23 protein-coding genes and 3 tRNA genes are annotated in these 24,538 nt (G+C 41.1%); 21 read left to right on the top strand and 5 right to left on the bottom strand.

Features of this window, described 5'->3' with window-relative positions; genetic code table 11:
• Nucleotide 1: 1 nt before the first annotated feature.
• From ISP07_RS01100 to ISP07_RS01055, 10 genes are all read left to right on the top strand, one after another.
• Nucleotides 2-376 carry a SirB2 family protein gene (locus ISP07_RS01100; protein ID WP_209326530.1) on the top strand — a complete coding sequence of 125 codons (375 nt, stop codon included), beginning with the start codon at nt 2-4 and terminating at the stop codon, nt 374-376.
• 132 nt (nt 377-508) lie between these two features.
• Nucleotides 509-1,336 (top strand): tetratricopeptide repeat protein, encoded by an 828-nt coding sequence (locus ISP07_RS01095; protein ID WP_054551644.1) that lies wholly within the window; start codon nt 509-511, stop codon nt 1,334-1,336.
• A gap of 15 nt (nt 1,337-1,351) precedes the next feature.
• Nucleotides 1,352-2,605 carry a DUF819 domain-containing protein gene (locus ISP07_RS01090; RefSeq protein ID WP_166338933.1) on the top strand — a complete coding sequence of 418 codons (1,254 nt, stop codon included), beginning with the start codon at nt 1,352-1,354 and terminating at the stop codon, nt 2,603-2,605.
• A 9-nt stretch (nt 2,606-2,614) separates the two neighbouring features.
• On the top strand, nt 2,615-3,469 hold the full coding sequence (gene kdsA / locus ISP07_RS01085) for a 3-deoxy-8-phosphooctulonate synthase (RefSeq protein WP_054561809.1): 855 nt from the start codon (nt 2,615-2,617) through the stop codon (nt 3,467-3,469).
• 108 nt (nt 3,470-3,577) lie between these two features.
• Nucleotides 3,578-4,474: a transcriptional regulator GcvA gene (locus ISP07_RS01080; protein ID WP_063706073.1), complete on the top strand. Its 897-nt coding sequence runs from the start codon at nt 3,578-3,580 to the stop codon at nt 4,472-4,474.
• Nucleotide 4,475: 1 nt separating this feature from the next.
• Nucleotides 4,476-5,120: an alpha/beta family hydrolase gene (locus ISP07_RS01075; protein ID WP_209326529.1), complete on the top strand. Its 645-nt coding sequence runs from the start codon at nt 4,476-4,478 to the stop codon at nt 5,118-5,120.
• Nucleotides 5,117-5,485 carry a DUF423 domain-containing protein gene (locus ISP07_RS01070; RefSeq protein ID WP_054551639.1) on the top strand — a complete coding sequence of 123 codons (369 nt, stop codon included), beginning with the start codon at nt 5,117-5,119 and terminating at the stop codon, nt 5,483-5,485. Before ISP07_RS01075 ends, ISP07_RS01070 begins: the two co-directional genes overlap by 4 nt.
• Before the next feature lie 9 nt (nt 5,486-5,494).
• Entirely contained in the window at nt 5,495-6,580 is a 1,086-nt protein-coding gene (gene rlmM / locus ISP07_RS01065) for a 23S rRNA (cytidine(2498)-2'-O)-methyltransferase RlmM (protein ID WP_138602676.1), read from the top strand.
• A 16-nt stretch (nt 6,581-6,596) separates the two neighbouring features.
• Nucleotides 6,597-10,172 (top strand): PKD domain-containing protein, encoded by a 3,576-nt coding sequence (locus tag ISP07_RS01060; protein WP_209326528.1) that lies wholly within the window; start codon nt 6,597-6,599, stop codon nt 10,170-10,172.
• Nucleotides 10,172-10,672 (top strand): hypothetical protein, encoded by a 501-nt coding sequence (locus ISP07_RS01055; protein ID WP_209326527.1) that lies wholly within the window; start codon nt 10,172-10,174, stop codon nt 10,670-10,672. Before ISP07_RS01060 ends, ISP07_RS01055 begins: the two co-directional genes overlap by 1 nt.
• Before the next feature lie 24 nt (nt 10,673-10,696).
• Here ISP07_RS01055 and cysZ read toward each other — a convergent pair whose 3' ends face one another.
• Nucleotides 10,697-11,407, bottom strand: coding sequence for a sulfate transporter CysZ (cysZ, locus tag ISP07_RS01050; RefSeq protein WP_206004105.1), 711 nt, complete (start codon nt 11,405-11,407; stop codon nt 10,697-10,699).
• A gap of 259 nt (nt 11,408-11,666) precedes the next feature.
• Here cysZ and ISP07_RS01045 point away from each other — a divergent pair, with 259 nt between their 5' ends.
• The 5 genes from ISP07_RS01045 to speB all read left to right on the top strand — a co-directional run bounded on the left by ISP07_RS01045 (nt 11,667) and on the right by speB (nt 17,225).
• Nucleotides 11,667-12,644, top strand: coding sequence for a transposase (locus ISP07_RS01045; RefSeq protein WP_209326526.1), 978 nt, complete (start codon nt 11,667-11,669; stop codon nt 12,642-12,644).
• A 508-nt stretch (nt 12,645-13,152) separates the two neighbouring features.
• On the top strand, nt 13,153-13,614 hold the full coding sequence (locus ISP07_RS01040) for a GNAT family N-acetyltransferase (protein ID WP_209326525.1): 462 nt from the start codon (nt 13,153-13,155) through the stop codon (nt 13,612-13,614).
• A gap of 82 nt (nt 13,615-13,696) precedes the next feature.
• On the top strand, nt 13,697-14,122 hold the full coding sequence (locus tag ISP07_RS01035; RefSeq protein WP_209326524.1) for a hypothetical protein: 426 nt from the start codon (nt 13,697-13,699) through the stop codon (nt 14,120-14,122).
• A 262-nt stretch (nt 14,123-14,384) separates the two neighbouring features.
• A complete protein-coding gene (gene speA, locus ISP07_RS01030) occupies nt 14,385-16,298 on the top strand; it encodes a biosynthetic arginine decarboxylase (RefSeq protein ID WP_135924153.1) in 1,914 nt (637 codons plus the stop codon).
• Nucleotides 16,299-16,301: 3 nt separating this feature from the next.
• Nucleotides 16,302-17,225 (top strand): agmatinase, encoded by a 924-nt coding sequence (gene speB, locus ISP07_RS01025; RefSeq protein WP_166338923.1) that lies wholly within the window; start codon nt 16,302-16,304, stop codon nt 17,223-17,225.
• A gap of 57 nt (nt 17,226-17,282) precedes the next feature.
• Here the strand turns inward: speB and ISP07_RS01020 are convergent, their stop codons facing one another.
• Together ISP07_RS01020 and gloB are read right to left on the bottom strand one after the other, a co-directional pair.
• A complete protein-coding gene (locus ISP07_RS01020; RefSeq protein WP_209326523.1) occupies nt 17,283-18,869 on the bottom strand; it encodes a LysM peptidoglycan-binding domain-containing protein in 1,587 nt (528 codons plus the stop codon).
• Between the two features lie 146 nt (nt 18,870-19,015).
• Nucleotides 19,016-19,789 carry a hydroxyacylglutathione hydrolase gene (gene gloB, locus ISP07_RS01015; RefSeq protein WP_209326522.1) on the bottom strand — a complete coding sequence of 258 codons (774 nt, stop codon included), beginning with the start codon at nt 19,787-19,789 and terminating at the stop codon, nt 19,016-19,018.
• Nucleotides 19,790-19,842: 53 nt separating this feature from the next.
• Between gloB and ISP07_RS01010 the strand changes: the two genes are divergently transcribed.
• The gene (locus ISP07_RS01010; protein ID WP_054551627.1) at nt 19,843-20,601 is read left to right on the top strand and encodes a class I SAM-dependent methyltransferase; all 759 of its coding nucleotides are present in this window, start codon (nt 19,843-19,845) and stop codon (nt 20,599-20,601) included.
• Here ISP07_RS01010 and ISP07_RS01005 read toward each other — a convergent pair.
• Together ISP07_RS01005 and rnhA are read right to left on the bottom strand one after the other, a co-directional pair.
• Complete coding sequence (locus ISP07_RS01005) at nt 20,572-21,435, bottom strand: MBL fold metallo-hydrolase (RefSeq protein ID WP_209326521.1); 864 nt, start codon at nt 21,433-21,435, stop codon at nt 20,572-20,574. The two genes, ISP07_RS01010 and ISP07_RS01005, sit on opposite strands and share 30 nt — an antisense overlap.
• An 89-nt stretch (nt 21,436-21,524) precedes the next feature.
• On the bottom strand, nt 21,525-21,992 hold the full coding sequence (gene rnhA, locus ISP07_RS01000; RefSeq protein ID WP_209326520.1) for a ribonuclease HI: 468 nt from the start codon (nt 21,990-21,992) through the stop codon (nt 21,525-21,527).
• 68 nt (nt 21,993-22,060) lie between these two features.
• Here rnhA and dnaQ point away from each other — a divergent pair, with 68 nt between their 5' ends.
• The 5 genes from dnaQ to ISP07_RS00975 all read left to right on the top strand — a co-directional run bounded on the left by dnaQ (nt 22,061) and on the right by ISP07_RS00975 (nt 24,537).
• Nucleotides 22,061-22,771, top strand: coding sequence for a DNA polymerase III subunit epsilon (dnaQ, locus tag ISP07_RS00995; RefSeq protein WP_119852045.1), 711 nt, complete (start codon nt 22,061-22,063; stop codon nt 22,769-22,771).
• A 9-nt stretch (nt 22,772-22,780) separates the two neighbouring features.
• Nucleotides 22,781-24,154 carry a TIGR03503 family protein gene (locus ISP07_RS00990; RefSeq protein ID WP_209326519.1) on the top strand — a complete coding sequence of 458 codons (1,374 nt, stop codon included), beginning with the start codon at nt 22,781-22,783 and terminating at the stop codon, nt 24,152-24,154.
• A 98-nt stretch (nt 24,155-24,252) separates the two neighbouring features.
• Nucleotides 24,253-24,329, top strand: a tRNA-Asp gene (locus ISP07_RS00985).
• 27 nt (nt 24,330-24,356) lie between these two features.
• Nucleotides 24,357-24,433: transfer RNA gene (locus ISP07_RS00980), tRNA-Asp, on the top strand.
• A 27-nt stretch (nt 24,434-24,460) separates the two neighbouring features.
• Nucleotides 24,461-24,537 (top strand) — tRNA-Asp (locus ISP07_RS00975).
• Nucleotide 24,538 lies beyond the last annotated feature (1 nt).

The raw sequence follows: 24,538 nt of genomic DNA, 5'->3' as shown, positions 1-24,538 counted from the left end.
TATGGATTATTTAGCAGTAAAACATACTCACATGTTATTTGCCGTGTTGAGTATTATCTTATTCTACGTTCGTTCTTTCTCTCGCTTAAAGACGGGCGTTCTGGCAAAAAACAAAGTAGTGTTTATCGGCAGCCACAGTATCGACACCTTATTACTTATTTCTGCAGTGGCATTAATTGTAATGGCCGGTTTTAACCCGCTTGAACAATCTTGGTTATTAGAAAAGATAATCTTAGTGGTTACTTATATTGTACTCGGTGTGGTTGCCGCTAAGCAAAGTGCAAATAGCGCGAAGCTTGTATTACTTGCGATTACTACGCTTATTTTATTAGCAATTGGTTATTTAGCATCTGCAAAAACAGCACTTCTTTTATAACAAATCTCTGAGCGGTATTTGATTGCATTGGCTGTCGTACCGCTTTTTTATATCTCAAGGCTCAGTATTGGTAACTTAAAGCAAAAGTAGGTAAACTAGCTGTTCGTTTTTGAAAGAGATGTAGCAGTATAAATGACCACCCCTTGGTTTGAAGATCAAAATGAATCCTATCAAGATGAGGCCTTTGACGCATTTTCTTCTAAAGTGCTTTATCGTTGTATCGACGCTGAATTAAAGTGGGATCAACAAGCTGATTTAACAGCCTGTTATGACACCCTTAATGAGCTTGAAAATACGGTAACAGCTCTTTGCGCCGAATTAAAAGAGCCACATGAGCGTCTCGATAAGTTACTTGATACCTTTTATCAGCAATGGCTGTTTAGCTCATCAAGCTTAAAAGTGCCAGAGTACACGTTAAATAGCTTTAGCTATACCATTACTATGCGCAGTGGCACGCAAACCACGCTGGCAATTTTACTTTGTCATTTATTACAGCATGCTGAACTTGATGCCACGGTCACACTTAGTCAGGGAGACGTGCACGTTCACGTTGGGATGAGTGATGAAGAGGGCTATTTAATTGAGCCAAGCACAGGTCAGCAGAGCTGGTATATAACACCTGAGAATGCCTGTGAAGAAAATGGCGATGAGCAAGAACCGCTTGAACTGATTTTTGAAGAAGAGCTTTATAAGCTGTATCTAGCACAGCAAAAATGGTCGTTCATCAGCGAAAGTAAATTTGGTCATGCATTGCATTGTGTTGATATGCTGATGGAATTACTTGGTGATGACCCTTATGAGCGTCGTGACCGCGGCTATTTACTTAATCAGCTAGATTGCCCAAAAATGGCGCGTGATGATTTGCAGTACTTTATTAATGAGTGCCCAGATGATCCCGCTATCGAATTAATTCAGCACCAGATAGCTGAAATAGAAGACAACAATAATACACACCACTAATTTAAAGGAACATTTATGACTGACGCCCACAGTGCGCTAATTACCAATGACGCAGTCGTACTTGGTTTGCTTGCCGTTATTTTGGGGTTTATTTTTAAAACCTCGCACAGTAATAATGCTGCCTGCCAAAAATTTTATAAATATGTACCGGCATTATTGCTTTGCTACTTTTTACCATCATTACTCAATACTTTTGGGATTGTTGATGGTCATTCTTCGAATGTATATTTTGTAGCGTCACGCTATTTACTGCCAGCTTGCTTAATCTTGCTTACCATCAGTATTGATTTAAAAGCGATCCTAAACCTTGGGCCAAAAGCATTAGTCATGTTTTTAACAGGTACCTTGGGTATTGTTATTGGTGGCCCTTTGGCTATCTTAGTAATGAGCGCAGTTTACCCAGAAGCGGTGGGGGGCCATGGCCCTGACGCAGTGTGGCGTGGTATGACGACTATCGCCGGTAGCTGGATTGGTGGCGGCGCAAACCAAGCTTCAATGAAAGAAATGTTTGAAGTAGGCGGCGATATCTTCTCTGCAATGGTGACAGTTGATGTGATTGTGGCTAACTTATGGATGGCCGTACTGTTATTAATGGCAGCAAACCATAAGGCGATTGATGCTAAAACAGGCGCAGATACGCGTGCAATTGAAGATTTAAAAGAGCGCGTAGAAAAGTATCATGCTGAGCATGCGCGCATGCCAACTCTAAATGATTACATGACGATTATCGCAATTGCCTTTGGTATTACTGGCCTTGCACATTTTTGTGCTGACTTTTTAGGTCCGTTTTTTGGGGCTAACTTCCCGTGGGCACAAGAGTATAGTTTAAACAGTAAATTCTTCTGGTTAATCGTTATCTCTACCACAATTGGTATTAGTTTATCGTTTACTAAAGTTCGCCATATTGAAGCTTTTGGTGCGTCAAAAGTAGCATCAAGCTTTTTATATATTCTTGTTGCTTCAATTGGCTTACACATGAATATTACCGCGATTTTTGATTCACCAATGTACTTCGTACTCGGTGTTATTTGGATGATTACTCACGCAAGCTTAATGCTTATTGTGGCGAAACTAATTAAAGCACCACTGTTTTATATGGCGGTAGGCTCTCAGGCCAATGTAGGCGGCGCAGCATCAGCACCTGTTGTTGCATCAGCATTCCACCCATCACTTGCGCCAGTAGGTGTTTTACTTGCTGTTTTAGGCTATGGTGTTGGTACTTACATGGCTTATATTTGTGGATTAATGCTACAAGCTGTTGCACCTTAAGGAATAGAAATGAACAACCAGTTAATTAAAATTAACGAGATTGAATTAGCCAACGACAAACCATTTGTATTGTTTGGCGGTATGAACGTACTTGAATCACGTGATTTAGCGATGCGAATTGCGGAGCATTATGTAGAAGTTACATCAAAGCTAAACATTCCATACGTTTTTAAAGCATCCTTTGATAAAGCGAACCGCTCTTCAATTAATTCATACCGCGGTCCTGGTATGGAAGAAGGTTTAAAAATCTTTGAAGAAATTAAATCTACTTTTAATGTGCCACTGATCACTGACGTACATGAGCCGCATCAAGCTGCGCCTGTGGCTGAAGTGGTTGATGTAATTCAGTTACCGGCATTCCTTGCTCGTCAAACTGACTTAGTTGTAGCCATGGCAAAAACTGGCGCTATTATCAATGTGAAAAAGCCACAGTTTTTAGCTCCACACGAAATGCGTCATATCATTAAAAAGTTTAATGAAGCGGGCAACAACAATGTTGCACTGTGTGAGCGTGGTACTAGTTTTGGTTATAACAATCTTGTGGTTGATATGCTTGGTATGGATGACATGAAGCCTATGGCACCGGTTATCTTTGATGCAACGCACGCATTACAACGCCCAGGAGGCCGAGCTGACTCTGCGGATGGTCGCCGTGCACAAGCTGCAGAACTTGCTCGCAGTGGTATGGCATTAGGTATTGCGGGTTTATTTATTGAAGCGCACCCTAATCCGAATGAAGCAAAATGTGATGGCCCATGTGCACTTGCACTAAGCAAGCTAGAAGGTTACTTATCGCAAATGAAAGCGGTTGATGACTTAGTTAAGAGCTTTGCACCACTCGATACCAGCGCAAGCGATTTATAATTTAAATATATAAGTATTTAAGTATGAAAAAGGCGACCATGGTCGCCTTTTTTTATTTGTATCGCTATAATCGACGCATAAGAAAAACTAATTCTAAGTTTGGTGTCTATGTCTCGTCGTTTACCTCCTTTAAATGCACTAAAAGCATTCGAAGCCGCTGCCCGCCATTTGAGCTTTACCAAAGCAGCAGAAGAGCTATATGTAACGCAGGCTGCGGTGAGCCATCAAATTAAAACCCTTGAAGAGCATTTAGGTTTAAAGCTGTTTTTACGAAAGAATCGTTCTTTGCTGTTAACTGAAGAAGGGCAAGGTTACTTTTTAGATATAAAAGAAATTTTTACTCAGCTCATTGATGCCACAGAAAAACTGCTAGCCCGCGGTGCGAAAGGGTCACTCACGGTAAGTTTAACGCCAAGTTTTGCTATTCAATGGTTAGTACCCAGACTTAGTTTATTTAATGAATTACATCCAGAAATCGACGTGCGAATTAAAGCACAAGATCAGGATGAAAACTCACTTTCTGACGATGTAGATATTGCTATTTATTATGGTCGTGGCCACTGGAGTGGGGTACAGACATATAAGCTGCATACTGAATATCTAGTGCCGTTATGTAGCCCATTGCTGTTAACGGGCCCTAAACCACTTAATCAACCCAGTGATTTAGCAAATCATACCTTATTGCATGATACCACCCGTAAAAACTGGAAAACCTGGATGAAAACGGCTGGTGTGCGTAATGTACAAGTTAACCAAGGGCCGATTTTTAGTCACTCATCAATGGTATTGCAAGCCGCGGTGCATGGACAGGGGGTTGCCATTGGTAATAGCGTTTTAGCAAAACCTGATATTGATGCGGGTCGTCTAGTTATTCCATTTAATCACTCATTAGAAAGTAAAAATGCATACTATTTAGTGATCCGCGAATCGCAAACAGAGCTTGGCAAAATAGTGTCTTTCAAAGACTGGATGCTGAGCTTAGTTGAACAAGAACAAGAGTATTAACATGTTACAGTGGTTTAAAAGTACAACGGGCAAGGCGCGTGCACAGTTTATATTTGCCCATGGTGCAGGGGCAGGCAGTGATTCTGAGTTTATGCAAACAATGGCTAACTTGATTAGTCAGCATGGGATTGATGTAGCCTTGTTTGATTTTCAGTATATGCAAATTGCAAAAGAAACAGGCAAGCGTAGACCACCCGATCGTGCTCCTAAGTTACTTGCCTACTTTGGTGAAGTTTTAGCCGAGCGCCAGCCAGAATTGCCGCTATTTATTGGGGGTAAATCTATGGGTGGGCGTATGGCTTCGATGCTTTGTACTGAGCAAGACCAAGCTCAAATTGCAGGTGTTGTGGCTTTTGGCTATCCGTTTCACCCACCGGGTAAACCCGATAAACTGCGTATAGAGCATTTTGTTGATATGCCATGCCCTTTTTTAGTGCTGCAAGGTGAGCGTGATACGTTTGGGAATCAGCAAGAACTCGCTGAGCTTGAAATGGTTAATCCACCAGAGATTAAATTTCTCAAAGATGGTGACCACTCATTAAAACCTCGCAAAAAAAGTGGCATTACAGAGCAAGAAAACTTACAGCAAGCTGCGGATTATGCAGCGCAGTTTATTATGAATTTAGTGGCTGGAGATGCACAATGATCAAACTATATTTAATGATTGGTAGCTTATTTTGCATGCTTTCAGTAATGCTTGGCGCATTTGCTGCTCATGGTTTAAAAAGCCGCGTTTCTGAGTATGCGATTGGAATTTTTAAAACCGCTGCTGAATACCAAATGGTGCATGGCCTTGCATTGATAGCAATTGCTATCTTAATTAAATGGGGCATGAACTTAAGCTGGGCTGGTGGATTTTTTATCGCAGGTACCGTGTTATTTAGCGGTAGTTTGTATTTACTCGCACTAACGGGCATGAAGTGGCTTGGGCCTATCACCCCAATTGGCGGTGTTTGTTTTATTATTGGTTGGGCTATTTTGTTAGTTCAAGCAGCACGATATAAGTTTTAAGGGTTATCTATGTCGAGTGTAGTTATTTATTGTCGCAGTGGTTTTGAAAATGATGCCGCTGCTGAAATTACTTTTCAGGCTGCTGAACAAGGCTTTGCTGGTTACGTAAAAACAAAACCAAATACGGGCATTGTTGTTTACGAATGTTTTGATGCAAGCCACGGTGAAGAAATCATCAAAAAAGTCGATTTCAAAAATATGGTATTTGCTCGCCAATGGTTTACTGGTGCCTTAGTCGATAACATGCCACTTGAAGACCGCGTTAGTGCTATTGTTGATGCTGCCGCTGAGTTTCCTGAATGTGGTGACCTACGCGTAGAAACGCCAGATACCAACGAAGGTAAAGAGCTGAGTAAGTTCTGCAAGAAAATTTCGACGCCACTGAAAAAGTCGCTTGAAAAGCGCTCGAAGGTAACACGCGAAATTGCTGAGAAAAAACCTGTTATGCATGTGTTATTTTTAGCAAACGACAGTGCTTATGTTGGCTATTCATATACATTCAATAATTCGCCTTTCTTTATGGGTATCCCGCGTTTACGTATGCCGAGTGATGCGCCGAGCCGCTCAACGTTGAAACTTGATGAAGCCTTTAACGTGTTTATTCCACCTCATGAAGCTGAAGAACGTATGCAACCTGGCATGCGAGGCGTTGATTTAGGTGCTTGTCCAGGGGGCTGGACATATCAATTGGTGCGCCGAGGTATGTTTGTAAGCGCAATTGATAATGGTCCTATGAACGATGACTTGATGGAAACAGGGCAAGTTAAGCACTTTAGGGTCGATGGTTTTAAATACCGTCCAGAAAAGCGCAATATCCAATGGTTAGTCTGTGACATGGTGGAAAAGCCAGCAAAAGTGACTAACCTTATGATTGATTGGGCGGTGAACGCCTACGCAAAAGAGCTTATTTTTAATCTTAAACTACCGATGAAAAAACGTTTTGATAGCGTTTACGAGTGTTTAAAAATGATTAAAGAAGAGCTTGATAAATATGGCGTAAGTTACGAACTACAAGCTAAGCACTTATACCATGACCGTGAAGAGGTCACGGTTCATTTAAATGTAACTAAGGTGCCACAAAGTTTATACAGTTAATCGCGAGGGCTTAAAAATGGAGAATAGAATAAAGTTACTTGGGCTTAGTATTTTATTTTCCATTTTTTTAACGGCTTGTGGAGGCGGTGGAGGGAGTGAAGAGTCTAATAATGCTGAGAACCAAGCGCCACAAGTAAGTATTTCTGGTGATACTGAGGTCAATGAGCTGGCAACACTTTCATTAAGTGCGTCAGCCAACGATAGTGATGGTTCTATAGCCGACTTTTCTTGGCAGCAAACTGGTGGCCCTTCTATCGATTTTGCAGCAAACGGTCAACAAATCAATGTATCAATTCCTGCAGTAGATACTGACACAGATGTCTCATTTTCTTTGCGCGTTACTGATAATCAAGGCGCAACAGCTACAACCAGTATCACTATTACCATTATTAATGTTAATCAAGCCCCGACAATATCGGTTGCTGGCCCTCAGATATCCTCTTCTAGTAACAATATTTCTCTTAGTGCAAATGCCTCAGATTCTGATGGAGAGGTTATTAGTTATGATTGGCAGCAAACGGCTGGTCCAGATGTAGAGTTTGAAAATGGATCGAGCACAATTAGTTTTACCACACCAAATGTTGCAACCTTAACTCAGCTTGTTTTTTCGGTGACAGTTACTGATAGTTTTGGTGAACAAAGCACGGCGCTTTTTACTATAGATGTAAGCGCAAACAGTGCTCCATCAGTGAGTATAACTGGTTCGCAAAATATTCAAGAAGGGGCTGAAGGAGTATTAGCAGCTACGGCAACAGACAGTGATGGTAGTATTATTAGCTATAGTTGGGTGCAAACTTCAGGCCCGATTACCGAATTTACTGCAACTGGTAATTTAATAAATTATACGGCCCCTGAAGTAGAAACAAATGATGAAATTACCTTCCAAGTAACAGCAACTGATGATGATGGAGCTACAAGTTCTGCAGAATTTAGTGTTGTGGTTGAAAATTACATAAACCTTGCGCCTGTCATTACCCTCGATGCGATTGCTGATATTACTGAGTTAACGCAAGCTTCTGTCTCTGTGGTTGTTACAGACAGCGACGGGGTTATAGCTGATATTGAGTGGCAGCAGTTAAGTGGACCATCAGTAGATTTTGTGCAAAATGGCGAAACTATTACTTTCACAGCGCCAGAAGTGTCTGAAAATGCCGAGGTGATATTTCGGATCACTGCGGTAGATGATCAAGGAGCAATATCTTCAGCTAGCCTCACATTTATGATCATTCATGTTAATAAACCACCCACAGTGTCTGATATTGCTATTACTACAGAGTTTAATGAAAGTAGTGAATTTACTATTGACGCGAGTGATATTGATGGGGATGAGTTAACTATTAGTTTTTCTCAGCAGTTAGCTGGGGCGAGTATCACTTTAGTTGATGCAACAACTTTTCGTTATCTTTATCAACCTGCATCAAATAGCATATCGCAAGCGCCTTTTACTGTAACTGTATCGGATGGAACTCAGAGTGCCCAAGCGACAGTGAGCGTGACAATTACAGATACTAGTGCAGCCACTGTTGTAAATGTAAGCCCTGAAGATGCAGCCTCTGCTGTGAGTGTAAATGCTCGAGTTATGTTATCGATGTCTGATGTGATGAAGTCATCGAGTTTAGTTGTTAATAGCGCCAATGGTGTATGTGAGGGAAGTGTGCAATTATCAGCTGATAATTTTGAAACTTGCTTAGCAATCGACTCATTAGAGATGACGGGACCACAAGGAAATGACAATGAATATTTTAACAATATTGAGTTTACAGCTGCTTTTAATCAAGCAACAGAATATGCGTTAAGATTAACTGAAGACTTAGTTAATTTTGCTGATACACCTGCTTTAGCCCAAGTAGTTTCTACTTTTACAACTGGAAGTAATGATTTAAAGATAACTGAGGTTGTCGCTATTCGTTTTAGCAATGACACGCCTTGGTTTGAACTTTATAACGGAACCGATAGTAGTGTTAATTTAGCTGATTACAGTGTACGAGTAAAAAGTCGTGACAGTTCTGATAATAGTATTTCGGACGCAACAATTTTTAATTTGCCTGACCAAGTGATTGCTCCTGAGGAATATCTCATAGTTCATAGTGGTTTTGGTGATCAATTATTTTACGATACAACTGAGCAAAATAAATCTATCGCTTTTATTGGCGATATTGACTCAACGGTTCGCCCTTATTGGTTTTTGAATGGGTTTGTTGAATTGCTAACGCGTGACTCGGGAAGCACTGTGGATTTTGTTCGATTTGGCAATGACACAACTGAGCCTCTGACGGCAGGACAATGGCAAACAGGCTCAGCACCTGTCATTTCTAATGTAACTGGCTCAAGTATTAAAAGAGATATAGATAACACAGATACTAATTCATCATCTGATTGGCACTACAGCCAATTTACGACACCGGCGGGTGTTAATGATGTTAGCTGCGAAGATGACAGTGATGAAGATGGTATTCCTGACTGTTCAGAACTCCCTGGGTCAACTTTTTCTGGACTACCTTTGCATGCTTGGGGAGCTAGAGTTAATCAAAAAGATATCTTTATTGAAGTGGATTATATGGATAGCAGTGATGCGGGAATAATACCGCACCAAACAGCATTGGAAAAAGTGGTAAGCTCGTTCGCTGAGCAAGGTATTGTTGTTCACTTTGATGTGGGGGATTTGTACCACCAAGCAGGGGGAATATCTGTACAAGATCATGATTTAGGTGGGGGTGATCAAGTAACCTTTAGACAATATACACCTTATAACTTTAACCAAGGTGTTGAGAGTTTGTTTCATTATAAAATGGCAAACTTTGACATGAGACGTAAGCCGATATTTCATTATATGTTAATGGCTAATAGTCGAAACATTGATGGCAGTGCGGGTTCTTCAGGGGTTGCTGAATTAAGTGGTAATGATTTGATGATAAGTATGGGGAATTGGGGGTTATCACTTGATAACGAAATATCTCGAAATTTAACCTTCAACTACCAAGCATCAACGATAATGCATGAGCTTGGCCATAATTTAGGTTTAGAGCATGGTGGTGATGAAAGTACAAACTATAAACCAAATCATTTGAGTATTATGAATTACCTTTATCAGTTGAGAGGGTTACCGACGATAGGGAATAATGAGGGAGATCGCTATTATTCGAGTCGCTATCGTGAGAATGCCAATTGTGCCGTACAAACTGCGGATTTGACTAATAGCCCATTTGACTCTCCTGAAAATTTTGTAATGTCTTATTCGCATGGACTCGGAAGTTCCATAGACGAAAATAATATAATAGAGGCTAATGGTTTAAGGTATCCCGGCTCTGCTGCTGTAGATTTTAATTGTAATGCTGATTTGACTGAAACTCTAAGCCAAGATACGAATGATGATACCGCCGTAACAGTGCTAAATGATGTTGATGAGTGGAGTTTGATTGAACTTCGTTTTTATACCTTGTTCTCTGGCAATCGCTTCGGTGTTCATCAGCAAGATAGCGATCAAAAGGATGTGTCGAAGCATATACAACAACGAATGATTGAAGAGCAAGCGCCACCTTTAAAACTTCTTAGTGAAATTAAAGCTGCTAGAGAAAAGCAAGGGATTAAGTAGTGAAGTATCTGGTTATATTTTTTATGTTGATATGTTTTGTTGCATGCACACCAGATGTTGAACCTCAATGGCATATGTCATCTAGATTAAATTATGATGGGCAGCCAGTAAACTGGAAATCAGACTCAGTAATTGGTTGCCAACATTGTAAAATTCAAGAGGGACGTATCGTTGAACCCGATGGGATCTCAATCATATACACTCTATACCAAAGAGGGCAATGGCGGGCTGAATATCGCGAATCACATCAAGCTAGGATTGTTTTAGGGAATAACGCACATGTACTTTTAGTTAAAAACAAAGGTTCAGGCACTATTTTATTAGAAAATAAACACAAACAAATTTCAGAGCTAGCAAAGATAGGAACCCCATTTATACTCAATATGGGGGAAGAAAGATTTACGGTGGTTATTAGTCAATTTGATGAACCTCGCTTTGGCACCGAGTTATCAGATCCTTTACCAGTTAAATTAAATTATAGTGTATTGAAAAGCCAATAGTTTTCTACTGGCTTTTCAAACATTTTAACTTCGATATTGGCTTCGATAGTTTTCAACCCATAACCGTGTGCCACCGCAAACAGCAACGGGCATAACAATTAGGTTTACGAATGGGATAGCAGTTAAAATCATGACAGCTAAACCAAAGCCATAAGATAATGTTTGCTTTTGCTTTAAGTCATTTTTCATTTCGTTAAAACTAATTTTATGGTTATCGAACGCATAGTCTTCATATTGTACTGCATACATCCAGCAAGTGAATAACACCCATAAAACTTGACCGATCACAGGTAAAATCCACAGTAAGATAAAAAAGCCTATAGCGCGCGGCAGGTAATAGCAAAGTTTTGTCCACTCACGGCCGAGCATGCGTGGCACATCTTTCATTGTATCGAAAAGACTATCGTCATTAATTTTTTGCCCAGTGAGATAAAGCTCGACTTTTTCACTGAGTAGGCCGTTAAATGGGGCTGCTATAAAGTTTGTTATAACTGTGAAGAGCATACTGTAACTAAATAAAATCACCAGCACAGCAATTGGCCACATTAGCCACTCGAGCCAGCTAAGCCATTCTGGTAATAACGAGTTCATGTAAGCAAAGCCATCGGTGAGCCAGCCATACAAAAAGAACAGCGAACTACCAAAAAGCAGAATATTGATTAATAAAGGAATAAGTACAAAACGTTTCAACCCCTTTTGGCTAATTAACTTAAAGCCAGAAAAGAAGTATTCCATACCTTGAGTGAACTGCACGAGAAAACCTCATCTTATTTCTTGTTGTTTGCAGTATAGGGTTTTGACGATATTTGAACAGCTTTTTTCCGTAACAAAGTGTTTAACTCTTTACATGGACAGTCACTTTAAGTCGGATAGGCACTCTAATAACTCTTTACATGGACAGTCACTTTATTTATTGCTCTTGCGGCACAGAAAACTTTGTCTACACTTTAATCACAGTTAATGCATTTCAAATTATCAGTTCAAGGAGTGGACGATGGCTTTAGCAAGGAAGCGGCAAATCTGTTTGTCGAATACCAAATATTATCATTGTGTATCTCGCTGTGTTAGACGTGCCTACCTTTGTGGAGAAGACACACTCACAGGTAAATCATATGAACACCGCAGAGGGTGGGTTGAACAGCGTCTGCTTGCTCTTGCAAAGGTATTTTGCATTGATGTGTGTGCTTATGCGGTGATGAGCAATCATACGCATCTTGTGCTTTATGTTGATGATAAAAAAGCAAATAGGTTATCGGATAAAGCCATCCTTTTACGCTGGTTTAAGCTCAGTAAAATGACGCCTTTAGGTCAAAAAGCCCTTCATGGTGAGCCGTTAAGTGATGGTCAACAAGTCTTCTTAAATAAAGAGGTTGCAGAATACAGAGCGCGCCTTTCGAGCATTAGTTGGTTCATGCGAATGCTAAATGAATATATTGCCAGACGGGCAAATAAAGAAGATGAATGTACTGGGCATTTTTGGGAAGGGCGCTTTAAAAGCCAAGCTATCCTTGATGAATCAGCGCTTTTAGCCTGCATGGCCTATGTTGATTTAAACCCTGTTCGTGCTAAAGCTGCGAGCACGCCGGAGCAATCGGACTATACCAGTTTTAAAAAGCGATGCGAAAGCGCGAAGGAGTCAAAGCAACCTAAATTACTAGCTCGTTTTATTGGTGGCATGAGTAAGTATAAATCAAAGGGAATACCTTTTGAGTTAAAGTCATACCTGCTACTTGTGGAGCAAACTGGGCGTTGTATCAGCGCGGATAAGCCTGGATATATAGAGCATCATTTACCTCCTATTCTTGAAAGACTGAATTTCGAAGCTGAAAACTGGTTAACGCTAACAACTCAGTTTGAAAACTTATTTCATGGAGCTGCAGGTCGAGTGGGTGCTATTGAAAGTTATTGTATTAAAACAGCTCGCAAGCGACGAAGTAACATTACAAATAGCCGAACTTTATTAGCGAGTTAAGTTTCTAGGTTTATTTTAACGTGATTTCAAATCACTATTATCTCCACGCTTTAAATTTAATTGTTTGAAATAATTAGCCCTAGAAGGCTAAAGTCAAAGCTCTATTCTCTCTGAAGCACACTCGCTAAACATAATTACAGAATAAGTTTAGTAATTTTTTTGACTCAACCTTTATATTTTTAAATCACTGCCTTCAGATTTTAAAAATACAATAGTTGTTGGTTTTAAATGACTGTCCCTTTAAAAAGGCTTTACGAACTCTTAAGTGACCTCTGGTAAAAAATCTATAGGTATAAATTATTAACCTTGAATGGCGTGGTGTAGTTTAGACTTTAGTTTTTATCAACTTGGCGTTTTTTTGGTTACATACTGTTGAACTTAGAGATAGTATGTCGGTCCGAACAGTACCTATAAAATCATTATTGAAAACTACAGTAGAGGATAATGGAAATATCCGATACTATTGTTCACATAGTTAACAAAAAAGACATATAAAAATGGGAGTTTTATGCAGTTAGTCGATTTAAATCCACATGATCCTGAAGTAGTAAGCGTGTTTTCTGATATAGACCGACTCATAAACTCACTATACCCTGTTGCTACCGCTCAATCTTTAAGTGTTGAAGAGCTAGCTGAACCTAATGTTTATGCTATAGGCTTAAAAAATGAAGATGGTATCGTTGCATGTGGCGCAATCGTTATGCAAGAAGGCAACCCTCCATATGGTGAAATCCGCCGCTTATATGTAAAACCAAGCTACCGTGGTAAAGGGTTATCACGTCGAATTATGCAGATATTATTACATCAAGCTGGTGAGCAACTAATACCGCTTATTCGTCTTGAAACAGGTCCTAAACAAACAGAGTCAATTAGCTTATATGAAAACTTAGGTTTTAATCGTTGTGGTCCGTTTGGTAATTACAGCGAAAATCCACAAAGTTTGTTTATGGAGCTTGGGCTAAATCAGTAATTTAGGTGGTAAGCTATGTTTTAGTGAGGTCATCTTTATTTATAAATTCACCTTACAACTATTGGGCTTTGTTACGCTCTTTTTGATTGCTGCCTGTGGTGATAATCCGCAGGTATCCATTACTTCTCAGAGTAGGCAACCAGACCTTACTATTAATAGTACTAAGCTCTATTTAAACTCATGCTACAGTCTTTCTGGTGCTTTCAATCATAATGGCACTATAAAAACGAAAGTTATTCTTATATTTCCTACTCGTCCTTTTAGTATTTGCGCTGAAAAGCAATCGCAGCTGAATTTTGATGGCACTTATCTTACCGTAAGAATTTGCCGCACCTCTTTTGGTGCAGGAGGGTGCGGTGTTGAAAAATATCGTACAAAAGACTACGAAAACTGGCAAGAGTACATAGGTATTACTTGGCATGATAACAAGCAATATGAAGCGTGGAGACGGTTAGGGTCAAATTCTTCAACCGCTGATGAAATCACAAAAGTAATACCAGCCCATTAAAATCAATATGAAAAGGTAATCTACCCGTATATATTTTCTACAGTGACTGTCCCTTTAAATGTGATCCTATTAAATACTATTTTCAGTGACTGTCCCTTGAAATAGGGTTTAAAAACATTTAGGGATGTTGATTAGCTTTTCACATCAAAAATCACTCGTTACGAGTAAAAATTCTTGTTGGACTTGAGTCACTATTTTTCTTTTAATGCGCGGCAACAACCCTTGCCGATTTCGGCATTACTAAAATAAAAGAGAAAGATAGATGAAAGAAACAACATCACTAGAACAAGCTCGCACGAGTTACAATGTTCGTCATTGGAGCCAAGGTTTCTTTGGTATTAATGATCAAGGTGATGTGTATGTTGCGCCAAAGGCCCATGCCCCAGAGCAAACCATTGCACTAATCGATATCGCACAGCAATTACAAGACAAAGGCTTAAGCTTGCCTGCGTTGGTTCGTTTTCCACAAATTTTACATCATCGTGTACATAGCTTATGTCAGGCATTTAACACGGCGATTGAAAATTATGGTTATCCGAAAGACTATTTGCTTGTTTACCCAATTAAAGTAAACCAACAACGTGAAGTTGTTGAAGAAATCGTTGCAAGCCAAGCTGATATTGAAAAGAAGCAATTGGGTCTAGAAGCGGGCAGTAAACCTGAGCTACTAACTGTATTAGCAATGGCTGAAAAAACCAGTGCGGTAATTGTATGTAATGGCTACAAAGACCAAGAATACATTCGTTTAGCACTGATTGGCGAAAAACTAGGTCACAAGGTTTACATTGTTCTCGAAAAACTGTCTGAGCTAGACATGGTGCTTAGCCAAGCTAAAGAGTTAAACGTAAAGCCGCGTATTGGTATTCGCGTACGTTTAGCGTCGCAAGGTAAAGGCAAGTGGCAAGCAAGTGGTGGCGAAAAATCAAAATTTGGTTTGTCGGCATCGCAAGTACTCAGTGTGGTTAATCGCTTAAAAGCATCTGATCAACTTGATCTGATCCAACTTGTACACTTTCACTTAGGCTCGCAAATGGCCAACATTCGCGATGTTCGCTTAGGTGTGAGTGAAGCTGCGCGTTTTTACTGTGAGTTACGTAAATTAGGTGCACAAATTGATTGCTTAGATGTGGGTGGCGGTTTAGCGGTAGATTACGACGGTACACGCAGCCAGTCTCATAACTCAATGAATTACAGCCTAAGTGAATACGCTAATAACATTGTATACACCATTGGTGATACCTGTAAGTTATATGAGCAGCCAATGCCGCGCATTATTTCTGAATCAGGTCGTGCGTTAACAGCGCACCATGCTGTATTGATCTCGAATGTTATCGGCACCGAAAGCTATGTACCAGAAGACATTCAAGCGCCAGCCGCTGATGCACCACTTTTATTAAAAAACATGTGGACATCATGGCAACAGTTAAGTGATGACAATGACGACCGTGCATTAATCGAAATCTATCACGATAGCCAAGGCGATTTAGCCGAAGCACATAATCAATTTGCACTTGGTTTGTTAGATTTAACAGAGCGAGCATGGGCGGAGCAAGTTAACTTACGTGTATGTTATGAACTTAACAAACATATGGATAACAAAAACCGTTTTCATCGCCCGATTATTGATGAATTAAATGCGCGTTTAGCAGATAAGTTTTTTGTGAACTTTTCATTGTTCCAGTCATTACCGGATGCATGGGGTATTGACCAAGTGTTTCCTGTTCTACCATTAAGTGGTTTAACAGAAGCACCACAAAAACGCGCTGTGTTACTTGATATTACCTGCGACTCAGATGGTGCTATGGAGCATTATGTAGATGGTCAAGGTATTGAAAGCACATTACCTGTGCCAGCATTTAGCGAAGAAAAACCTTACTTAATGGGCTTTTTCTTAGTGGGTGCTTATCAGGAGATTTTAGGTGATATGCACAACTTATTTGGCGACACACACAGTGCAATTATAAAAATGGATGAGCAAGGTCAGGCGCAAATCACTGAAGTTAACGAAGGTGATACCGTTGCAGACATGATGCGTTACGTACATTTAGATGTAGAAAGCTTCCAGCAATCTTACGCCCAGCTGGTGGCAGCTAAATTGCCAGAAACTGAGCAGCAAAGCGTTTTAGATGAGCTGCAAACTGGCTTAAATGGTTACACTTATTTAGAAGAGTTATAAGCAATGTCGACATTGTTTGACCACACAGATCATTCATTGTACTCAAACGGCATGACGTTTTTACGTCAGCCGATGGTGCAAAACATCACAGCAATCGATGCGGATGTAGTGGTGTTAGGTTTACCCTTTGATTTGGCGACCTCAGGTCGCCCTGGTGCACGTTTAGGCCCTGACGCAATTCGTCGTGCCTCAGTGCACCTGGCATGGGAAGAAACCAAGTACCCATGGACGTTTCCGTTGTTTGAGCGTTTAAAATTAGCTGATGCGGGTGATTTTACTTACCCAGTAGGCGACCCAGAATATTTTACCGCGCAGTTAGAATTAGCCGCTGAGCAAATTCTTCGTCAAGGTAAAACATTATTAGGTTTAGGTGGCGACCACTTTGTGACTTTGCCGCTACTGCGTGCCCATGCTAAGCAATATGGTAAGATGGCATTAGTGCATTTTGATGCCCATACAGATACTTACAGCAATGGCTCTCGCTATGATCACGGTACCATGTTTTATCATGCGCCGATGGAAGGGCTTATTGATGTTGATCACAGTATTCAAATCGGTATTCGTACTGATTTTGATCAAAGCAAACATGAGTTTGCAGTGATTGATGCAATGGCAGCTAATGATTTGCCTGCACAAGATATCGCAGAGCAAATTAAAGCACGTGTGGGTGACTTACCTGTGTATCTAACCTTTGATATTGACTGCCTTGATCCCGCATTCGCTCCAGGGACAGGCACTCCAGTATGTGGTGGCTTAACCAGCGATAAAGTACTCAAAGTACTTCGTGCATTGAAAGGCATTAATATGGTCGGTATGGATGTGGTTGAAGTATCTCCATCCTATGACCAAAGTGAACTAACAGCGATTGCTGCAGCGACCATTGCCAATGAGTTATTACACTTATGGACTTTGAAGCATAAATACTAAATGAGAGAGACAAAGAGCGCCATTAGGCGCTCTTTTTTTTGATATTAAATTAAGCAATTAAGCGCTTCGAACATCAACCTTTAATTTAAGCTTTTGCCCAGGTTGAATGTATTTTTGCCCAGCTAATGAATTCCATTTAATAATATCTTCTACAGACACATTAAACTTAGCAGCAATGCGCGCTAACGAGTCACCACGACGAACTTTATAGGTAATGGTGCGCTCTTTGATTTGTGTAGCAGCAAGTTGCGACTTTTCCTGTTTATACACAGTTAGCTTTTGACCAACACGCAGTACCGCGTCTTTTTTCAGCTTATTCCATGTTGCAAGTTCAGCTATAGTGACATCGTACTCACGGCTGATATCCCACAGTGTATCGCCACTGGCCACTTTATGGCTAAGTTTTTTACGTGTTGCTTTATTAGCTGCCATACGCACTGACTTTGGTAAATGCTGGCTATTAATCTCACCATCGCTTAGTGGCACAAGTAATTGCTGACCAACACGAATAGTATTCGATGAAAGCTTATTCAGTGTTTTAATCGCGTTTGTGCTTGTCGAAAACTTCTTCGCAATTACAGATAAACTGTCACCGCGTGCTACCACATATTGCTGCCAGCGTAGGCGGTCTTTTTGCTCTGTTTTAGCTAGCTTGTCAGTAAACGCTTCAACTTTATCAGACGGTAATAATAAAAAGTGTGGGCCATTTGGATCCGTCGCCCAACGATTGAAGCCAGGGTTTAAACGATAAAGCTCTGTTAAGCTAATACCTGCCATGTTAGCGGCAAGTGCTAAATCAATTTGGCTCCCTACATTAACTGCTTCAACAACTTGAGCATTAATTATTGGCTGCCACTTAACACCAAATTCGTCATTGCGTTTTACTAGATCAGACAGCGCTAATAGCTTAGGTACGTAGGCAGTGGTCTCTCTTGGTAAATCAAGTGACCAAAAATCCGTTGGTAAATGCTTTTTACGGTTCTTTTTAATGGCACGCAGTAAACGACCTTCACCTGAGTTATAGGCTGCAATGGCATTTAGCCAATCGCCTTCTAAGGTTTTGTGTAAATATGATAAGTAATCTAGCGCTGCACGGGTCGATTGCACAATGTCACGGCGACCGTCATACCACCAGTTTTGTTTTAAATCGAAACGCTCACCGGTTTGTGGCATAAATTGCCAAATGCCAGAAGCACTGCGATGTGAATAACCAAATGGATCAAACGCACTTTCCACAATAGGTAAAAGTGCGATTTCGATTGGCATCTGACGCTTTTCGACTTCTTCTACAATAAAGTATAAGTAAGGCTCAGCTCGCTTAGAGATACGATCTAAATAGGCCTGATGACGCGCATAATAGTTACGCTCAGCAACAACTGGGCGGTTTTGTGGCACATCAATCGAAAGCTGATAGCGAATACGTTCCCATACATCATCAAATACAGGAGGCGGCTCATCAATATCGGTTAATTGTTGATATTGAGCGTTGATCATCAATGCATCATTGATATCGCTCGGACTTGCGCCGTCTAATTGTTGCTCAACATTATTGCTCGCAACATCTGTACTTGCTGAATCAGAAGCTGTCAATTGACAGCCACTTAAAATCAGCGCAAGTGATAAAACTAAAGGAGACTTATACATATATACCCATACATCAGGTAAAAAAACTCGGCGAATATTACCTGCTCTGAGAACATATTGCCACTTTATGACCAGTTTATGTCAGCTTATTATTGCAAGATGCTGATCTAAATATACAAAATTGTAACTACCGGCGTTTACGTTTTTTAAAAGTTATCTTTCCAGGCTCTGAGACCTGCAAAGCGTTTCCAAGGTTCATTCAGATCCAAATTAATTTTTAGCTCATCAGGCAGCTCATCAGTGATAGTTGCTATATTGCTACGTAAAAATGGATTTATTTGTTTTTCCACGCCTAACTGGGTTGGCAAGCTTATTTCGTCTTTGGCGCGCAGAGTATCAACTTCATCACTGTAGTTGAGAAGGTATTCGTTATTTGGCTCTACAGCTTTTGCGAAGGCTAAGTTGGCTTGCGTGTATTCATGGGTGCAGTAGATTTTACACTCATCTGGCAGGGCTCTTAGTTTACATAACGAGTGCCACATTTGTTCTGCGCTGCCTTCGAATAATCGTCCGCAGCCAGCACTGAATAAGGTGTCGCCAGTAAAACTTAATTCGTCGTTAATGTAACAAATATGGTCTAGGGTATGACCAGGTGTTGCAAGCACGGTAAAGGTGTAATCATACACAGTGACTTTATCCGCTTCTGATACGCCATGAGTAATACCTTTAAAAGGGCTATGTCTTGGCCCATAAACCGGAATATCACGAAATTCCTTAACCAGTGCAGCCACACCATCGGTATGATCATAATGGTGATGAGTAATCAAAATACCGCTAAGTGTTAAGTTATGCTCGCTCAGATAGTTTAAAACAGGCTCTGCTTGACCGGGGTCGACGACCCAGGCTGTTTGCTCAGCTTCATTGCTGATGCACCAGATGTAATTATCAGAAAAGGCTTTAATTGCTTTAACTTGCACCATGTTTAATTGCTCTATAAAGTGACAGTTAACACACAGTATAACGAGCTCAGAAAATGAAACCAGCCCTTAGTTTTCAAGAAGGTCCTAAGCCATACACTTGGCAGCAGTTCCCTCATGGTGACTATTTACGTGCTGAAATTGAACGTAAGCTAACACCATGGTTGCCTCGCATGTTTGGCTATCACATGCTCAAACTTGGTAATTTAAGTGGTGAGCTGGCAACCAGTGAAAGTCCTATAAAGCATCAAGTTTGCGTCGCAGAGCAGGGGTTATTTACCGGTGTTATTGCTGATGTAGACGAGCTACCTTTTTATGAGCACAGTGTTGATGCTTGCATATTATCGCATTGCTTAGAATATCATTCTGATCCTCACCATATCTTACGCGAAGCACACCGTACTTTAATTCCCGGTGGCTATCTGGTGATCACGGGCTTTAACCCGTTTAGCTTGTGTGGCTTGGCGCAGCTTTTACCTTTTAGTCGCCAAAAGTTACCTTGGACAGGGCGCTTTTTTACGCCATCACGAGTAAAAGACTGGTTGAATCTATTAGGCTTTGAGATTATTTCGGACGAGCGATTTATCCATTCATCGCTTGCAAGAGGCAACCGTTTGTCACGTTTTGCGGCGTGGCGCAGCTTTGGCCAGCAATATTTAAAGCCAATGGGCAGTGTGTATATGCTGGTGGCTCGAAAACGTGTGGCCCCGCTGACACCAATTAAACCTAAATGGCATGCAAGGCCGCAATTTTCGCCGGTAAAAGGAGCAGGGCTCAGGCAAACATCAAAGCAGCACTGTGAGCGGGATAGCTAAATAGTGTTGTTGCGTATCTGTTTTGCTTGGGTACTGACCTGCACGAATATTTAATTGAATAGAAGGGTGCAACAGCTTTGGTACCGCTAAGGTTGCATCACGGCCTTCCCGAGTCGTAATAAAGCTTTGTTTATCGCCTTTTAAATGAATGTTCTGTTCACGCTGCTCTTGAACCGTGGTTTTGTTCGCAAGAGGGCGGCCATCTGGTTGATAGTCATGACACATCCAAAGTACCGTATCGTCAGGAAACGCTAAAATTCGCTGTAGTGAGTCATATAACTCACCGGCACTGCCACCGGGGAAATCACAGCGGGCAGTGCCACTGTCTGGCATAAAGAAGGTGTCACCAACAAATACATTGCCATCAATGTGAAAACACACGCTGTCAGGGGTGTGGCCCGGTGTGGCAATCACATCTACTGTGTAATCACCTAACTGAAATAGTGCTTTATCAGCAAATAACGCATCAAAAGGTTCACCATTACATGGTATATCAAGATTATAAAGTTGGCTAAAGTGCTGTTGCACTTGTGTGATCCCTTTACCCGTGCCGAGTTTACAAGGGTGTGTGTCTTGTAATTGCTGCTTTATGTAACTTGCTGCGGTGATATGGTCAGCATGGGCATGAGTTTCAAGTAGCCATTGCAATGTCAGCTGCTCTGTCTTTATATAGCTGATGATCTCATTGGCTGTGATAAAACTTAACTCACCACTTGGCATATCAAAATCAGCTGGCGCATCAATCAGCAAGCACTGCTTAGTGCTTTCGCAACTGACTAAGTAACAGAGAGTGGCGCTTTGTTGATGAAAAAAAGAGTGAATGCGCAGAGCCATAATGAATCCTTTATATTTCGTTATAGCCAAATCTTATAACATATAACAAAAATATAAAACGACCTGCGCCAAGTTTATTTCAAGGGGCTTTAATTACCGTCGTAACTAGTATCTTCAATTAATTGATCGCTGCCAGCTGCTTCGCGGGCAAGATCGTCAACAATCTCATTGTATTTATTGCCGCTATGGCCTTTTACCCAACGCCACTCTACGCTGTGTTGTTGGCAGGCCGCATCGAGTCGTTTCCATAAATCGACATTCTTAACTGGTTTTTTAGCCGCGGTTTTCCAGCCGCGCTTTTTCCAATTATCAACCCATGACTCAATACCTTGTTTCACATATTGGCTATCGGTTGTCAGAATGACGTGACAAGAGCGGGTGAGGGTTTCAAGTGCAACGATAGCAGCGAGCATTTCCATCCGATTATTTGTTGTTAGGGTATAGCCTTGGCTTAATTGCTTTTCGTGACCGTTGTATCGCATCACGATGCCATACCCTCCAGGCCCTGGATTTCCTAAACATGATCCATCGGTGTAAATCTCTACGGTTTTCTGCACTGTTTTACCTTGATATTGTGTACAATAAAGTGAATATAGAAAGATACCAGAGTCAGGCTTAAGACGATATGGCACATAGACAAATAGTTTTAGATACAGAAACCACGGGTATTGACCCAAAGCAAGGCCACCGCATTATTGAAATCGGTTGTGTTGAACTTGTAAATCGCCGTCTTACTGGCAACAACTTTCATGTGTATATCAATCCACAACGTGAAATAGAAGAAGAAGCAATAGACGTTCACGGTATCACCAATGAATTTTTGCGTGATAAACCCCTGTACCACCAAATTGCCCATGAGTTTTTAGAGTATATTCGTGGTGCAGAGCTTGTTATTCATAACGCAGCGTTCGATATCGGCCACATGGACAATGAGTTTGCATTGTTAAATCAAGGTTTTCCGAATACTGCCGATGTATGTAGTGTACTTGATACTTTAAAAATGGCGCGTGACTTGCACCCAGGTCAAAAGAATAACCTTGATGCACTTTGCCGTCGTTACGATATTGATAACTCAAAGCGTACTTTACACGGCGCTTTACTGGATTCTGAGATCTTAGCCGATGTTTACCTGTCGATGACGGGAGGGCAAGTAAAGCTGAATCTTAATCAAAATAAAGATGAAGGCTCAACCCAACAAACGGGTGGTATTCGCCGACTGAGTGCTGATAGAGCACCGCTTGTGGTATTAAGAGCAACAGAACAAGAGCACGCCGCTCACGAAGAACGTTTAGACTTGGTCGCAAAGGGTGGCCAATGCTTATGGCGTGCAGAATAAGGTAATAAAATGAGAAAACAGCTACTAGCAGGATTAGTGTGTTTAATTCCCTTCACGGGATTTGCCAACGAGCAAAATAAAATAACCCCATTAGAACGTGATGGGGTGCAAAATGAAATTCCCCTGCTAGAGAACCGTTTTCGTATCGATCACAAAATCGATAAAGTAACTTTACTCTTCTTTCGTAAGCGCGGTGCCCCTGCCGTTGTGTTAGTTCGCCCTGACGGCACTAAGTATTATGCAACTGACTCAGTTAAAAATGATGACCTCGACTGGTATGATGAATTGAGCTATGACTTGGTAACGATAAGCAACCCAATGCCAGGCCCTTGGCAAGTGGTCGGCAGTATCTTGCCTGATAGCCGTATTATGGTGCTGGGTGAAATAGAGCTTAATGTTGATCCACTCCCGCCCATGCTGTTTCGTGGCGAAACAGTAAAACTAACGGGCCGCGTATTAAATGACGGTGAGCCAATAGAAGTTGGTCAGTTTAGAGATGTGATCAGTTTGCACGTTGATTTTGTCAGCACTAATAATAGTGATTACGCAAACTTTGGTGCAGGTACGCAAAGTGTTACTGACTTTAAAGATGATGGCCGTGGCTTTGATGAGCGTCCGCTTGATGGTGTGTTTACCGGTGAGTTTAAACTGGTCTTTCCGGCAGGTGAGTGGCAGCCAGAGCTATATATAGAAACGGCTATACTAAAGCGTACCGTGGTGCAAAAACCGATAGTCGTGCATGAGCCGCCTTTTGATTATGAAATAGCCCTTGCTGAGCAAGATGAAGATGACCACATTTTAACTATCTCGCTAAATCCTGAAATTGTTAAACCAGAAACTGTGCTCATTCAAGGGAAAATTTATTACCCTAATAATGAAGAGCAAATGTTTTCTTTAGATGCTGATAAATCGCAGACACGGGAACTGGCCATTAAAAATTATGATTGGGGACGATACAGTGTTGAGCTCTCTGTATTTGGTAGCAACATGAATGACCGTGAATTTATGGCGACGTTACCGACGTATAAATTTGAAATTGAGCGACCAATTGAAGCTGTACCAGAAATTGTTCGCCCTGAAATTAATTTAGAAGCGCAAGCTGAGCAACAACGAATTATTGAAGAAGAACAAAAAGCGTCCACCATGCTGATGGTGACCTTAATTGTTGTTGGAAATTTAACCGTACTTTTATTAGGTTGGCTGGCAATTAGAATTTTTGTTCAGAAGAAACCGCTGAAATTTAAAATTTCTTTACCGTTTTTAAAGAAAAAAAATCAAACCGAAAATGATGAGCAAGCAACGAATGAAAATGAAGTTGGCAAAAACGGCTCAAAAAATGATAAATCAGGTGAAATTTTAAACCTTTCGATGTCAGATGACTAAAAAACCTGTAAAAATACAAAAAACCCCTTGACGAACTAGAGGGTGATTCGTATTATTCACGCCGCTGTCAGGGGAGACTCAGTCAGCAACGAAAATGTGGAGTGGTAGTTCAGTTGGTTAGAATACCGGCCTGTCACGCCGGGGGTCGCGGGTTCGAGTCCCGTCCACTCCGCCAATTTTCGACAATTTGTAAGTATGCGCTGGAGTGGTAGTTCAGTTGGTTAGAATACCGGCCTGTCACGCCGGGGGTCGCGGGTTCGAGTCCCGTCCACTCCGCCAATTTTCGACAATTTGTAAGTATGCGCTGGAGTGGTAGTTCAGTTGGTTAGAATACCGGCCTGTCACGCCGGGGGTCGCGGGTTCGAGTCCCGTCCACTCCGCCAG

Origin of the sequence: Pseudoalteromonas sp. PA2MD11, assembly GCF_017808125.1 — a bacterium.
GTDB classification, from domain to species: Bacteria; Pseudomonadota; Gammaproteobacteria; order Enterobacterales; family Alteromonadaceae; genus Pseudoalteromonas; species Pseudoalteromonas simplex.
This window is presented reverse-complemented; position numbering and strand designations above follow the sequence as displayed.